The 14,640-nt window shown below is 63.6% G+C and carries 13 protein-coding genes; 4 read left to right on the top strand and 9 right to left on the bottom strand.

Translation table 11 applies throughout. The features are described from left to right. Nucleotides 1–3: 3 nt before the first annotated feature. The 4 genes from WBQ96_RS24330 to WBQ96_RS24345 form a co-directional block, all read right to left on the bottom strand. On the bottom strand, nucleotides 4–1,140 hold the full coding sequence (locus WBQ96_RS24330; protein WP_336554522.1) for an ABC transporter permease: 1,137 nt from the start codon (nucleotides 1,138–1,140) through the stop codon (nucleotides 4–6). Then, nucleotides 1,137–2,054, bottom strand: a complete 918-nt coding sequence (locus tag WBQ96_RS24335) for an ABC transporter ATP-binding protein (protein ID WP_336554520.1) — start codon at nucleotides 2,052–2,054, stop codon at nucleotides 1,137–1,139. The genes WBQ96_RS24330 and WBQ96_RS24335 overlap by 4 nt, the downstream gene beginning before the upstream one ends. 148 nt (nucleotides 2,055–2,202) lie before the next feature. Further along, nucleotides 2,203–3,147: an HlyD family secretion protein gene (locus tag WBQ96_RS24340; RefSeq protein ID WP_336554519.1), complete on the bottom strand. Its 945-nt coding sequence runs from the start codon at nucleotides 3,145–3,147 to the stop codon at nucleotides 2,203–2,205. Next, a complete protein-coding gene (locus WBQ96_RS24345; RefSeq protein ID WP_336554517.1) occupies nucleotides 3,144–3,842 on the bottom strand; it encodes a CerR family C-terminal domain-containing protein in 699 nt (232 codons plus the stop codon). Before WBQ96_RS24345 ends, WBQ96_RS24340 begins: the two co-directional genes overlap by 4 nt. Before the next feature lie 78 nt (nucleotides 3,843–3,920). Here WBQ96_RS24345 and WBQ96_RS24350 point away from each other — a divergent pair, with 78 nt between their 5' ends. Genes WBQ96_RS24350 through WBQ96_RS24360 form a run of 3 tightly spaced genes read left to right on the top strand, consistent with a single transcriptional unit; the run spans nucleotide 3,921 to nucleotide 6,168 of the window. Continuing rightward, complete coding sequence (locus tag WBQ96_RS24350) at nucleotides 3,921–4,391, top strand: CYTH domain-containing protein (RefSeq protein ID WP_336554515.1); 471 nt, start codon at nucleotides 3,921–3,923, stop codon at nucleotides 4,389–4,391. After that, a complete protein-coding gene (locus WBQ96_RS24355) occupies nucleotides 4,388–5,320 on the top strand; it encodes a CHAD domain-containing protein (protein ID WP_336554513.1) in 933 nt (310 codons plus the stop codon). The genes WBQ96_RS24350 and WBQ96_RS24355 overlap by 4 nt, the downstream gene beginning before the upstream one ends. Further along, nucleotides 5,317–6,168: a lipo-like protein gene (locus tag WBQ96_RS24360; protein WP_336554511.1), complete on the top strand. Its 852-nt coding sequence runs from the start codon at nucleotides 5,317–5,319 to the stop codon at nucleotides 6,166–6,168. The genes WBQ96_RS24355 and WBQ96_RS24360 overlap by 4 nt, the downstream gene beginning before the upstream one ends. A 3-nt stretch (nucleotides 6,169–6,171) precedes the next feature. Here WBQ96_RS24360 and WBQ96_RS24365 read toward each other — a convergent pair whose 3' ends face one another. From WBQ96_RS24365 to WBQ96_RS24385, 5 genes are all read right to left on the bottom strand, one after another. Next, the gene (locus WBQ96_RS24365; protein ID WP_336554509.1) at nucleotides 6,172–8,613 is read right to left on the bottom strand and encodes a GcvT family protein; all 2,442 of its coding nucleotides are present in this window, start codon (nucleotides 8,611–8,613) and stop codon (nucleotides 6,172–6,174) included. Continuing rightward, nucleotides 8,610–9,503 carry a phosphotransferase family protein gene (locus tag WBQ96_RS24370; RefSeq protein WP_336554507.1) on the bottom strand — a complete coding sequence of 298 codons (894 nt, stop codon included), beginning with the start codon at nucleotides 9,501–9,503 and terminating at the stop codon, nucleotides 8,610–8,612. The genes WBQ96_RS24365 and WBQ96_RS24370 overlap by 4 nt, the downstream gene beginning before the upstream one ends. Next, the gene (locus WBQ96_RS24375; protein ID WP_442920883.1) at nucleotides 9,503–11,473 is read right to left on the bottom strand and encodes an ABC transporter permease; all 1,971 of its coding nucleotides are present in this window, start codon (nucleotides 11,471–11,473) and stop codon (nucleotides 9,503–9,505) included. Before WBQ96_RS24375 ends, WBQ96_RS24370 begins: the two co-directional genes overlap by 1 nt. Nucleotides 11,474–11,539: 66 nt before the next feature. Further along, entirely contained in the window at nucleotides 11,540–12,559 is a 1,020-nt protein-coding gene (locus tag WBQ96_RS24380) for a quaternary amine ABC transporter ATP-binding protein (protein ID WP_336554503.1), read from the bottom strand. A 79-nt stretch (nucleotides 12,560–12,638) separates the two neighbouring features. Then, the gene (locus tag WBQ96_RS24385) at nucleotides 12,639–13,613 is read right to left on the bottom strand and encodes an ABC transporter substrate-binding protein (protein ID WP_336554501.1); all 975 of its coding nucleotides are present in this window, start codon (nucleotides 13,611–13,613) and stop codon (nucleotides 12,639–12,641) included. A 242-nt stretch (nucleotides 13,614–13,855) separates the two neighbouring features. On the opposite strand from WBQ96_RS24385, the gene WBQ96_RS24390 reads away from it, so the two are divergent. Next, a complete protein-coding gene (locus tag WBQ96_RS24390; protein ID WP_336554499.1) occupies nucleotides 13,856–14,635 on the top strand; it encodes a DeoR/GlpR family DNA-binding transcription regulator in 780 nt (259 codons plus the stop codon). Nucleotides 14,636–14,640 lie beyond the last annotated feature (5 nt).

Raw genomic sequence — 14,640 nt, forward strand, 5'->3', positions numbered from 1 at the left:
CCCTCAATCCAGCGTCCGCCGGAAACGGAACAGGGCCAGTCCTGCGAACAGGAACACGAACAGCACCAGCGCGCTGACCTCTCCCGCAATCGCCTGAAAATCCGCGCCCTTCAGCATCACGGCCCGCACGATGCGCAGGAAATGGGTGAGCGGGAAAATCTCGCCCAGAACCTGCGCCCAGTCCGGCATGCCGCGATAGGGGAACATGAAGCCCGACAGGAGCAGCGACGGCAGGAAGAAGAAGAAGGTGAGCTGCATCGCCTGCATCTGCGTGCGCGCCATGGTCGAGATCGTGTAGCCGAGCAGCACCAGCGACAGCACGAACACCAGCACGGCCGACAAAAGCAGCGTCAGCGAGCCGATGAAAGGGATGGCGAACAGCAGTTTGGCCGCCACCAGCACCACCGCCACCTGCACCGCACCGACCACCAGGAAGGGCAGCACCTTGCCCAGCATGATCTCTGCCGGGCTTGCCGGCATGGCCAGCAGGTTCTCCATCGTGCCGCGTTCGGTCTCGCGCGTCAGCGCCATAGAGGTCATCATCACCATGGTCATCTGCAGGATGACGCCGAGCAGGCCGGGCACGATGTTGTATTGCGAGATGCCTTCGGGGTTGTAGCGCTTGTGCACGACCACCTGAAGCTGGGTCTTGGCGGTTTCGGCGGCTTCGGCCTGCATGCCCTGTTCGCGCAGCAGCGCCTGGCTTGCAACCGTGCTCAGCGTCGAGACCGCGCCGCTCGCCGCCGATGGATCTGTGGCGTCTGCCTCGATCAGGATCTGCGGGCTGTCGCGCCGCTCGACGCGCCGCGCGAAGTCCGACGGAATGGTGACGACGAAAGAGACAGCGCCCTTGGCCATCAGTTCTTCGGCCTCCTCAGCACTCTGCGCGACATAGTCGAAGCGGTAATAGTCGGTCATCTGCAGCGCCGACACCATGGCGCGGGTGTATTGGTCGTTGCTGGTTGCGACGAGGGCCGCCGGCAGGCTCTTGGGGTCGCTGTTGATGGCGAAGCCGAACAGCACCAGCTGCATCAGCGGCACGCCGAGCATCATGGCGAAGGTGATGCGGTCGCGGCGCATCTGGATGAATTCCTTCATCAAAAGCGCGCCGAGGCGGGCGAAGGAAAACACCGCGTTCATGCCATATTGTCCTTCGACCCGGCCATGAACTGGATGAACACGTCTTCCAGGCTGGTTTCGCCCGGCTCGACCTTCGTGTCCTTGCGCGCCTTGATCTCCTTCAACGACACTTCGAGCAGCTTGCGATCGGAGCCAACGACATGCAGCGTCGTGCCGAAGGGCGCCACCTGCTCGACGCCGGGCTTGCCTTCAAGTGCTGCCGCCACCTCGTTCAGCCTCGGCCCGCTGACCACGAAGGTCGACAGCCCCGCATTGGCGATCACCTCATCCACCGTGCCGGTGGCCAGCAGCTTGCCGTAGGAGATGTAGCTGATGCGATGGCAGCGCTCGGCCTCGTCCATGTAATGGGTCGAGACCAGAACGGTTAGCCCCTCGCGCGCCAGCCGGTGGATTTCGTCCCAGAATTCGCGCCGCGCCTTGGGGTCGACGCCGGCGGTCGGCTCGTCGAGCAGCAGCAGCTTCGGCTTGTGCATGATGCAGGCTGCCAGCGCCAGCCGCTGCTTCCAGCCGCCGGAAAGCGTGCCGGCCAGCTGGTCGCGCCGCGTCGTCAGCCCCAGCTCTTCCAGCGTGCGTGCGACATGCTCTTCCACCGGCTTCAGCTGGTAGAGCCTGGCGACGAATTCGAGGTTTTCGCCGATGGTCAGGTCTTCATAGAAGGAGAATTTCTGGGTCATGTAGCCGACCTCGCGCTTGATCTTCAGGCTGTCGGTCAGAAGATCGTAGCCAAGCACCTGGCCGTCGCCCTCGTCGGGCGTCAGCAGCCCGCACATGATGCGGATCGTCGTCGTCTTGCCAGAGCCATTCGGCCCGAGAAAGCCGACGATCTCACCTTCGGCCACGCTCATCGTCACGTGATCGACGACGGTTTTCGTGCCGAATCGCTTGACGAGGTTGTGGACTTCGATGGCGTTCATTGTGGCCTCCGGCAAGGCAGTAGGGGAGTAGGGCAGTAAGGGAGTAGGGGAAGAGAACAGACTGGTTTTGACATCGCTTCCATACGAACGGACCTTTTCCCTACTGCCCTACTGCCCTACTGCCCTACTGCCCTACTGCCCTACTGCCCTACTGCCCTAAACTCACATCCACGATCTGCCCCGGCTGCAACGGCGTCGCATCGCCTTCCGGCCGTGCCTCGACGAGGTAGACCAGCTTCTGGCGCGTCTCCAGCGAGTAGATGACCGGCGGCGTGAACTCAGGGTCGGGTGAGACATAGCTGACCTTCGCCTTCAAATCCGGCCGGCAGCCGTCGCAGCGCACCGACAGCTCGGTGCCGATCTTGACCGACGAAAACTGCGCTTCCGGCACGTAGACCTTCAGCTTCACCGCCCCGTCCGGCAGCATGGAAATCACCGGCGCGGAGGGTCCGGCGACATCGCCGGGATTGCGAATGACGTCGCTGACGCGGCCCGGTGCAGGCGCTTCGATGGTCCGCTTGGAAAGCTGCCATTGCGCCTGCTCGAGTTTGGCTTGCGCGACCTTCACCGCGTTCTCCGAGGCCTTGATCGCCTCGGGCCGTGCCGGCAGGCGGCCGACTGCAAGATTGGCCGTGCTCTGCCCGATTGCTGCTGCCGCGACCTCCATCTTCGTCGTCGCATCGTCCAGCTGCGCCTGCGTGGCGACACCGCGCTTCGTCAGGTCCTGAGTTCGGCTCAATGTGCGCTGCGCGTCGTCGGCCTGCGCCTTGGCCGATTGCACCGAGGCCTCCAGCACGGCGATTTCTTCCGGCCGCTTGCCGATCTGCAGGTCGGCAAGCTCGGCCTGCGCTTGGGCGAGTGCGGCTTCCGCCTGCGCCACCGCGATCTTCGCGTCGGCATCTTCCATCATCGCTATTGGCTTGCCTGTCTCGGTCCGATCGCCACGCTTCACCGCGATCGAGCGCACCTGCGTGACTTCGATCGGGGCCAGCAGGACATAGTCACCCTCGACATAGCCGACGGCCAGCGGCGCTTCGCCCGCGCAGGACGAAAACAGCGAGGCGGCAAGAGGGATGGCACAGAGAAAGCTCATGGCTTCCTGCCTTTCCGGGAGTTCAGGATTGCATCAAGATTATGCCCGGCGACCGCTGCGATCTTGGCCGCGTCCGCCTGGCCGATTTCATTCCAGCCCATGCGCCGCTTCACGGCCTCGCGACCGATGCGGAAATAGACGACCTGGCCGATCAGGGTGAAGACGACGAGCTTGGTCTCCTCGCTCTCGGCGGGTTCTCCGGTGGCCGCCTCCCACATCGCGCAAAGCCGCCGGTGGGTCGGCTCGAACACGCCATTGTAAATGCGGTCGAGTGCGGCGGTCGGATGGGCAAGTTCGCGCAGCAGGAACTGCACGATCTCGCCAGCCTCGGGCTGGACGACCACGAAGGCGACCATGCGCTCGAGTGCTGCCCGAAGCTGGGCATGTGCGTCTTCCGGCGTGATCTTTGCCCCGCTCGCAGCCTCGAAATTGCCCAGCGCCTGGCCGGCAATGCCCTGGATGGTGGCGACGATATAGTCAGCCGCCGCCGTCCGCAGCCCTTCCTTGCCGCCGAAATGATAGGCGATGGAGCCGATATTGGCGTTGGCCTGGGCGGCGATTTCGCGCGTCGATGTGCCCTCGAAGCCCTTGGCGCCGAAAAGCGTCAGGGCGGCGCGAATGAGCGCGGTCCGCGTCTGGTCGGCGGACGGGGAGGACGCCGGCAGCGCTGGAATGTCTTTTGGTCGTCTGTTCATGAAAACAATTTAATCAATCGAATGATTAAAGTCAATACGGCTTGCCCCGGAGGGCCGGGTAGGCTTTATTCTCGCGCCATGGCCAAGGAAATCGAACGCAAATTCCTGGTGACTGGCGAAGGCTGGCGTGCCTTGGCGGAAGCCTCCGTTTCGATGCGCCAGTTCTATCTCGATGCCGAGCCGGATCGCTCAGTGCGCGTGCGCATCCGCGAGGGTGCGGCGCTGCTCACGCTCAAATTCGGTGTCCATGCGCGCGTCCGCGACGAGTTCGAATATGCGATCCCGCTGGCGGATGCGGAAGAAATGCTGGACTTTGCCGTCGGGTGCATCGTGGAAAAGACCCGCTACAATGTCCGCCACGGCGAACATCTCTACGAGGTCGACGTCTTTGGCGGCGATCTGGCCGGGCTGGTCATGGCGGAGCTCGAAACGCCGGAGGATGTCCCGGATAGTGCATTGCCCGCCTGGCTCGGCCGCGAGGTGACCGGGCAAACGGAATTCTACAACGCTTCGCTGGCGCTGCGCGGCCGGCCGGGAGAGGTTGCATGAAGTTTCGCATCGATCCGCGCCTGCCGCTCACCGCTGAGATACGGCGCATCGCCACCGAGGAAATTGGCACGGCGATGGAGGACCTTGCGGCGGCCCGTACCGAGCCGGAGGTCAAGCTTCACCAGTCGCGCCGCCGCTTCAAGCGCTTGCGCGCGCTGTTCCGGCTGGTGCGGGATGCGGACGAGGATTTCTGCCGCAGCGAAAATGCCCGCTATCGCGATCTTGGCCGCAGCCTGGCCGGCGCGCGTGAGGCAACGGCGCTGATCGAAACGATCGACCGGCTGGTCAAGGCGTTTCCGCAGGACACGGCCTATGGCGCGCTTGCCGGCCCGCGCGGCGTTCTCGTCGCGCGCCGCGCTGCGAACTCTACCAATGGCGCCGGACTGGAGGCCGATATCGACGAGGCGCTCGCCGACTGCGAACGCGGGCGCATGGCCCTTGGCACTTTCGTGCTGCCATACGAGCCGGAGGCTGCCGCCGACCTCCTTGCCGACGGTGCCCGCAAGGCTATGCGGCAGGCGTCGCGCGCGCTCGAAAAGGCGCAAAGGCATGGCGCGGCGGAAGATTTCCACGAATTGCGCAAATGCGTGAAGACGCACTGGATGCATCTTCTGCTGCTGCATGCCTTCTGGCCGCGCCCGCTGAAACCGCGCCGCAAGGCGGTGGACGAGCTGGGCGAGCGGCTTGGCGAACTGAACGACCTTTTCGTGCTGCGCCGGCTGGTCGACGAGGAAGGCAAGGCGCTGGGCAATGGCAGGGAACTGGCGCTGCTGCGCCGGCTGATCAAGCGCTCCGAGAAGGCGCTGAAGAAGGAAACCTTGCGCGAAGCCGCGCGGCTTTTCGACGACGCGCCGAACAAAACGGCCCGCCGGATCGTGAAGAACTACCAGGCCGGGGCTGATGAAGAGCGCCCCGCGACAGGCCAATGACGGGGCCGAGGGACACGCTGCTCGATCGGATCGGTCATTGGCTGGCCGGCCGGCTGCAGCAGGAATCTTCGGGCTATCAGCCTTACACGCCGTCCGATCCCGAAACGCTGCGACGCGTGCTGGAGCCCGGCGATATCCTGCTCATCGAGGGCAACCAGCGGATTTCGGCCGTTATCAAATATCTCACCCAATCGACCTGGTCGCATTCGGCCTTTTATGTCGGCGATGCGCTTCCTGAACCGGAGGATGGCTCGGAGCGGCCGCGGCTAATCGAGGTCAATCTCGGTGAGGGTTGCGTGGCGGTGCCACTGTCGAAATACCGCACCTACAACACCCGCATCTGCCGCGCCCGCGGGCTGACGCCGGACGACCGCAGCAAGGTTGTCGCGTTCATGATCGAGCGACTCGGCCTGAAATACGATCTGAAGAACATCACCGACATGTTGCGCTATTTCATGCCGACGCCGCCCATACCGGTGCGCTGGCGCCGGCGGCTGATAGCCTTCGGGTCGGGCGATCCGACGCGGGCCATCTGCTCGTCGATGATCGCCGAAGCCTATGGCCAGATCCGCTACCCGATCCTGCCCGAAATCACCCGCGCCCCCGGCCGCGCCTCGGCACAGTCGACCTATATGCGCCAGGAAATCCTGCACATCCGCCATCACTCGCTCTACACCCCGCGCGACTTCGACCTGTCGCCCTATTTCCAGATCGTCAAGCCGACGCTGGAATATGGTTTCGACTACAAGACAGTGACCTGGGGGGACGAGCCGCGGCCGGCCGAGGAAGAACCGGCGGCGGCTGCGGAGGCGAGCCGCCGGGACATTACCACCGCGAAATTGCCCTAGCGCTTAAGCCTTCACCTTCGCCATTGCCGGATCATAAAGCGGCTTGAGATGGATGCGCGCCTTGGTCCGCTCCATGGCCACCACCAATTCATAATCGCCACTGGTCAAAAACTCGTCGCTGACGCCATCGGCGTTGCGGACGTAACCGTAGCCCACCGGCCTGCCGAGCGTGTAGCCGAAGCCGCCGCTGGAGAGGTAGCCGACCGGCTCGCCATTGCGCAGGATGGTCTCGCGGCCGAGCAACACGATGTCCGGGTCATCGACCGTGAAACCGGCGAAGCGCTTCTTCAACGGCTCGCCGCTCAGCCCTTCCAGGGCGCGCCGGCCGAGGAAATCGGTGTTCTTCTTCAGCTTCACCGCCCAGCCCAGCCCGGCTTCCTGTGGCGTGTCGTTGGGCGTGATGTCGGCGCCCCAGGCGCGGTAGCCTTTTTCCAGCCGCAGCGATTCCAGCGCGCGATAGCCGACCGGGCGGATGCCGTGCGGCTTTCCCGCCGCAATCAGCGCATCGAAGATTTCACCGGCAGCACCTATCGGCACATGCAGTTCCCAGCCGAGTTCCCCGACATAGGTAACGCGCAAGGCCCGAACCGTGTGGCCGGCGATGACAATCTCGCGGACATGGCCGAAGGGGAAGGCGGTGTTGCAGACATCTGCGTCCGTCACCGCCTCCAGAACGTCCCGCGCTCGCGGTCCCATCAGCGACAGCGTGCCGAAATCTTCGGTTACGTCGGTCAGTGTCACGTCAAGGCTGGCGGGAATGTGGTCGCTGATCCACGACAGGTCATGCGTGCGGAAGCCGGTGCCGGTGACGATGTAGAACTTCTCCTCGGCAATCCGCGCCACCACGATATCGGCCTCTATGCCGCCGCGCGTGTTGAGAAGCTGCGTGTAAGTCAGCCGCCCGACCGGCTTGTTGACGTCGTTGGCGCAGATCCAGTCCAGCGCCTTCAGCGCGTCCGGTCCGGCCATTTCGTATTTGGCGAATGACGACTGGTCGAAGATGCCGACGGCTTCGCGCACATGGCGGTGCTCGTTGCCCACCGGCTCGAACCAGTTTTGCCGGCCCATGGAATAGATGTCCTTCGGCTCGATGCCTGCCGGCGCGAACCAGTTCGGCCGTTCCCAGCCGAGTTTCGAGCCGAAGACGGCACGATGCTTCTTCAGCCGCTCATAGAGCGGCGAGACGATGCGCGGCCGCCCGGACTGATATTCCTCATGCGGAAAGCCGATCGTATAGTGCTTGCCATAGGCTTCCAGCGTGCGGTCTGACACCCATTGCCGGTCGCGGTGCAGGCCGGAGAAGCGGCGGATATCGACGGTCCACAGATCGAGTGGCGCTTCGCCGTCGACCGCCCACTGCGCCAGCACCCAGCCTGCACCGCCGCCGGAGGCGATGCCGAAGGCGTTGAAGCCGGCGCCGACGAACATGTTCGAGCATTCCGGCGCGACGCCGAGGATGAAATTACCGTCCGGCGTAAAGCTTTCCGGTCCGTTGATCATCTGCTTGACGCCAACCTTCTCCAGTGCCGGCACCCGCGCGATGGCCTGCGTCATATGCTGCTCGAAATGGTCGAAATCGTCGTCGAACAGACGGAATTCCCAGTCGTTCGGCACGTCGCCCGTCGTCCAGCCCTGCGGGTTCGGCTCATAGCCGCCCATGACGAGGCCGCCGACCTCTTCCTTGAAATAGGTCAGCCGGTCGGGGTCGCGGATCGTCGGCGCGTCGGTGGAAAGCCCGTCGATCTTCTCGGTGATGATGTACTGGTGTTTCACCGGCTGCAGCGGCACGTTGATGCCGGCCATGGCGCCCACCTGCCGCGCCCACTGGCCGGCGCAGTTCACCACCTTTTCGCAGGCAATGTCGCCCTTGCTGGTCTTCACCGCGGTGATGCGGCCATCCTTCATTTCGAAGCCGGTGACGCGCACCTCCTCGAAAAGCTTGGTGCCATGCATGCGCGCGCCCTTGGCCAACGATTGCGTGATGTCCGAGGGACTGGCCTGACCGTCGGTCGGCAGCCAGCTTGCGCCGACGAGGTCGGAGGTTTCCATCAGCGGCCACATGCGCTTGACCTCCTCGGGCGAGATAAGATGCATTTCCATGCCGAAGCTTTTGGCCGTGGTTGCCAGCCGCTTGAATTCGGTCCAGCGGTCCTGGTTGGTGGCAAGCCGCAGGCAGCCGGTCATCTTCCAGCCGGTGGCGAGCCCGGTTTCCTCGTCCAGCCGCTTGTAGAGGTCGACGGAATATTTGAGCACGCGCGTGATCGACGCCGACGAGCGCAACTGCCCGACGAGACCCGCCGCATGCCAGGTCGAGCCGGAGGTCAGCCTGCCTTGCTCCAGAAGCACGACATCGGCCTTGTGGTCGCGCGCCAGATGGTAGGCTGTCGAGCAGCCGATGATGCCACCGCCGATGACGACGATCTGGGCATGGGATGGCAAGGTCATGATGCGGTCTTTCCATATATCATGCGGTAGTGCTCGAGAGCGGCATCGAGCCGTTCGAGATTTTCAGCGGTGTAGGCGACATAGTCCGCGCCGGGCGCGGTCAGGTGCAGTTCCGAAACCATGCTCCACATCGCCTCGCGCAGAAGTGAAGCGCATTGCATGGCCGCATGGGCGCGGCGCAGCGGGATGTTCGGCGCGTGGCCGAAATAGGCGCCAAGCAGGTCTTCCGATTCCTGCTCGGACATGCCGGCATTGGAGGCCACGCCGGCGAGGTCGAACATTGCGGTGTTGAAGCCGGCATATTCGAAATCGATGAGCCAAAGCCTGTTGCCGTCATCGAGGAAATTGGCCGGCAGCAGGTCGTTGTGGCCGAACACCACCGGCAGCGCCATTTGCGCGCGCTCCAGTTCGTCGGCCAGCGCGACATAGTGGGGCAGCTCGGCCGTCATGCGGCTGCCGCCGGCTTCGAGCGTGCGGGCATAGTCGCGAATGACGTGGAACACCCAAAACATGAAGCCGGCACCGGAGATATGCTTCGGCATCTCCTCGTGGAAACGCCGCGCCAGTTCGGCGATGCGGACCCGGTTTTCACGCACATCATCCGGCCCGAAGGTTTTTGCGCCGAGATAGGCGGTGACCATCGCGCCCGGTTCGGCATATTGGAGTTCAGGCGCAAAGCCGGCCTCGTACGCCGCCCGCGCGGTCATGATCTCGCGCTCGCGGTAGACATGGTGGAACGGATAATCCTTGCCGAAGCGCACGACATGCTTTCCGGCAGCGTCGGTGACGAGAAAATTCTCATTGCTCAGCCCGCCCTTCAGCGGCTCGATGGCGATGCCGCCATTCCAGCAGGGCATGGCGCGGATGCGGTCTTCGGTTTTCGTTCCCATCACACCAACCCCAGCCTTGCTTTGGTTCGCGCCGCCCCCGAAGAAATCAGCCTGTCGGCAATGATCGCGATAAAGGCGACGGCAAACCCCGCCACCAATCCGCGCCCCGTATCAGCCTTGGTCAGCGCGATATAGACCTCCTGGCCGAGGTCGCGCGTGCCGACGAGCGCGGTGATGACCAGCATCGAAAGCGCGAACATGATCGTCTGGTTCAGCCCCAACATGATTTCCGGCAGCGCCAGTTTCAGCTTGATCTTGGTGAGGATCTGGAACGGCGTGCAGCCCATGGCGCGGCCGGCCTCGATCAGGCGCGGGTCGACCTTCATCAGGCCGTGCACGGTGTAGCGGATCGCCGGGGCGATCGAATAGGCGACGACCGCGATCATGGCGGTGAAGTCGCCGACGCGGAACAGCATCACCGCCGGCATCAGATAGACGAAGGACGGCAGTGTCTGCAGCGTGTCGATGATGACGCGCACCCAGCTCCACAGCCGCGCCCGCTCAGCCGACAATATGCCGATCGGAATGCCGAGAAGGGCGGCGAAGATCGCCGAGATGCCGCAGAGGTAAGTGGTGATCATCGCTTTTTCCCACTGGCCGGTGGCGGCAATGAGAAAGGCGAGCACGCCGACGATGGCGGCGAGCTTCAAGCCGCCGAGCCGCCAGCCGGCGAAGGCGAGAATGCCGGTCACGCCGAGCCAGGGCAGGCCGCCGAGCAGGCGCTTGAACGGGATCAGTATGTTGAGCAGAACGGCATTCTTGATCGCCTCGAACGTGTCGAAGAAGTTGACGTTGATCCAGCCGACGACATTCGACCAGAACGAGCCGGTCGAGAGTTTCAGTGCATCGGGATAGGTCTGCATCGCTGGCAGCACGAGCCCGAAGACCCCGGTGATGAGGATCACCGCGACGGCGGCAATCGTATAGGGATGGCGGGCGACGAAGCCTCCGGTAGCGGCGGGCGCAACCGGCGCGCCGGCGCGTGCGGCATAGGCCTGGCTCAGCCGGTCGAGCGCGATGGCAAGGGCGACGATCGCAAGGCCCGCTTCCAACCCGGCGCCGATGTCGAGCCGCCGCAACGCCGCCAGCACGTCGAAGCCGAGACCGCCCGCGCCGATCATCGAGGCGATGATGACCATGTTTAGCGACAGCATGATCACTTGGTTGACGCCGACCATCAGGCTGTCCTTGGCCGAGGGCACCAGCACGCGCCAGGTCATCTGCCGGCGGGTGCAGCCGATCATGTTGCCGAGATCGCGGAATTCCGACGGCACCGCGCGCAGCGCCATTACGGTGATGCGTGTCATCGGTGGCATGGCGTAGATCAGCGTAGCCACGATTGCCGCCGTCGGCCCGAAGCCGAACAGGAACAGGATCGGCACTAGATATGCGAAGACCGGAATGGTCTGCATCAGGTCGAGAATGGGCGTCAGCGCCGCCTCGAAACGCGGCCAGCGATAGGCGGCAATGCCGAGCAGCAAACCGCCAACGACGCCGAGCGGCACGGCGACGAGGATGGACGCCAGCGTCACCATGGCACTCTGCCATTGGCCGAAGACGGCGAGGAAGCCGAAGCAGATGGCGACGATTGCCGCAAGCCTGCGCCCACCGGCATGGTAGCCGATCAGCGTGACGACGGCGATCACCGCGATCCACGACAGCGGCGGCAGGATCTGTACCGCGCTCGAACCCTGTCCGGAAAGAAAGCCGGTCGAAAGCAGGCTAAGCGCCAGCCGGTAGGGCAGGTTGACGATATCGGCGATGAATCGGGTCAGGTCGGTGAAAGTGAAGAGGCCAAAACTCGCTTCGTTGACCAGCCATTTCATCGCCTCGCTGATCCAGCGCGCCAGCGGAATCTGCCATGATTTCGGGTAGTCGAAGGCCCATTTCGAGATCGGCTGGCCGAATTGCCATAGCAGGACGAATATGGCCAAGGCCGCAAACCAGGCCGTGAGATGCGCGGCACCCATAGCCTCTCGCGGCCGGTGCTGCGCCGGCGCGGGTGTTTCTATAGGGCGGGCGGGCATGCTCATCGCTCACCCCCGCATCATCAGTTCGACGACATCGTCGCGATGCAGCACGCCGACCGGCTTGCCGGTGCTGTCGACCACGCCGATCCGGTCGACATTGGCGAAGATGGGGGCGGCTTCGGCGATCGTTGCCCGTTCGCGCACGGTAGCACCCGTGCCGGAAGCAGACTTGGCGGCGCGCATGATGGAGCCGACCTTGACCACCTTGGCCTTGGGCACGTTGCGCGTGAATTCCGCGACATAGGGCGTTGCCGGGTTGAGCACGATGTCTTCCGGCGTGCCGGCCTGCACGATGGCGCCGTCCTTCATGATGGCGATGCGGTCGGCCAGCCTTATCGCCTCGTCGAAATCATGGGTGATGAAGACGATGGTCTTCTTCAGCACCGATTGCAGGCGCATGAATTCGTCCTGCATCTCGCGCCGGATCAGCGGGTCGAGCGCCGAAAACGGCTCGTCGAGGAACCACAGCTCCGGTTCCACAGACAGGGATCGCGCAATGCCGACGCGCTGCTGCTGGCCGCCGGAAAGCTCGCGCGGGAAGAAATTCTCCTTGCCCGAGAGCCCGACGAGGTCGATCATTTTCTTCGCGCGAGCCTCGCGCGTCCCGCGGTCGACGCCCTGAACTTCGAGCGGGAAGGCGACATTGGCCAGCACGGTCAAATGCGGCAGCAGCGCGAAATGCTGGAACACCATTCCCATCTGGTGACGGCGAATTTCGATCATGCGGCTGTCGCTCGCCGCCAGCAGGTTTTCGCCATTGAACAGGATTTCGCCGGACGTTGGCTCGACCAGCCGCGACAGGCAGCGCACCAGCGTCGACTTGCCGGAGCCGGAAAGCCCCATGATGACAAAGATTTCGCCGGTGTGGACTTCGAGATTGACGTCGCGCACCGCCCCGACCAGCCCGGCCTTGCCGAGGCTTACCAGCGATGTGTCGGCATCTTTTACGCCCAGAAATTCCCCGGCCCCGGCACCAAAAACCTTCCAGACATTACGACAGATGAGTTTTGGTTCCGATGCGGTCATCATCCGTCCGGTCTGGGGGTGTCTGTGAAAGCAAAAAAAACCCGCCGCACGAGGGCGGCGGGCAGGGGCAATTTCTATCCTATTTCTTGATCCACTCCGACCAGCGCGCTTCGTTGCCGCCCATCCACTCGGCGACGACGTCGTCCACCTTCTTGCCGTCGAGGTCGACCTTGGTAATCATCTGGCCCATCTCGTCATTGTTGAGGGTGAAGGCTGTGATCGCCTTGTGGGCGCCCGGCCATTTGTCCTTCACGCCGGCCCAGCCGACTTTCCAGATCTCGCCATGCGGCTTGCCGCAATCATATTGAGCGTCCGGGTTCGAACCCCATTTCGGGTCGGTGTAGCACTCCTTCGTGTATTCCGGGAATTCGATCCACTCGCCCTTGTATTTGGCCGGCGCCCAGTGCGGCGCGTAGATCCAGAGCAGGATCGGCGCCTTGCGCTGGTAGGCGCTTTCGAGCTCGGCAAAGAGTGCCGCGTCCGTGCCGGCATGAATGACTTCGAAAGGCAGATTGAGCGCCTCGACGCGTTCGTCGTCAAAGCCGCCCCAGGTCACCGGGCCGCCGAGATAGCGCCCCTTGGGCGCGGTTTCGGCGGTCGAGAACGCCTCGGCGCATTTCTCGTCCTTCAGCGCTTCCCAATTGGGCAGGCCCGGGCACTTTTCCTTCATATAGTCCGGAAACCACCACTCTTCCTTGGCCTTCATGCCGGTCGGGCCGAAATTCTCGACCTTTCCGGTGGCGGTCGCGGCGTCCATGGCATCGCGGCCGGTGGTCTCCCACATTTCCATTGCCACATCGAGATCGCCCGTCTCGAGGCCGGCGAACTGGGCCAGATAATCGGCCTGCACGTAGTCGACGCTGTAGCCTGCCTTTTTCAGCACTTCGCCCATGATCTGGGTGGTGATGAGCTGTCCGGTCCAGTCATGCAGCGTCAGCTTGATCGGATCGGTCGACTCCTGGGCCCCCGCCCACTGCGACGATGAGAGGAGGGCAGCCGCCGATAGCGCTAACGCGCCGAACGCGGAACTGATGGTGCGGGTGCCCAATGGCATGCTGACCCTCCTGCTCATCGTTTTCGTATTCGTTTTATGCGCCCGAAGCTGCGGTTGCCTGTGTTTCTCAGCCGGCTTCAGGTCTGTTCCCTGATGATGAGTGTCACGCAACGTAAGGTGGCTGTCAACGGAAATTTGTGGTCTTTTGTGTTTTTTTGACCGTATTAAAGCAAGCTAGTTGTTAAATGCCACAAAATTGCTTAATAAGCGGGCATAGATGATGGCATCTGACACGGCGATCCATGAACCATTCAAAACGGCACAGCGAGATACTGCGGATCATTCAGGAAGAGGGCACGATCAGCGTCGCCGAGCTTGCTGAAAAGCTCGGCGTGTCGCTGGAGACGATACGGCGCGACGTGAAGCCGATGACCAGCGAAGGCACGGTCATCAAGATGCATGGCGCCATCGGCCTGCCCACCTTGGTCGGCGAGGCGCCCTTCGAGCGGCGCATGCGCGACAACGCCGAGGCCAAGCGCGCGATCGCGCAGGTGGTTGCCGCAACCATCCGCGATGGCGAGTCGATCATGCTCGATACCGGCACGACGACGAGCTATCTCGCCCGCGAGCTTCTCGGCCATCGCCGGCTGACCGTGGTGACGAATTCTTCCGACATCGCCCGCACGCTGGCCACCGTCAACGGCAACAAGGTCTATATGGCCGGCGGCGAGCTGCGCAGCGATTCAGGCGCGGCCTTCGGCGTCTCGGCCATCGAGTTCGTCAGCCGGTTCAGCGTCAACCACGCCGTCATTTCGACCGGCGCCATCGATGCCCAGATGGGTGTGATGGACTACGATCTCGAGGAAGCCGAATTCGCCCGCATGGTTCTCTCGCGCGCCACGCGAACCGTGGTCATCACTGACCACACCAAATTCGGCCGGCAGGGGCTCGTTCAGGTCTGCAACTTCTCCGGCTTCGGCGAGCTGGCGACGGACCGTATGCCGCCGCGCGAGATCGTGGCCGCGCTCAATACCGCCGGGACGCGGTTGAGGATCGCCGGCGACCATCGCGAAGTGGCCTGAGCCAA

The organism is Mesorhizobium sp. CCNWLY176 (assembly GCF_037153935.1).
GTDB classification, from domain to species: domain Bacteria; phylum Pseudomonadota; class Alphaproteobacteria; order Rhizobiales; family Rhizobiaceae; genus Mesorhizobium_M; species Mesorhizobium_M zhangyense.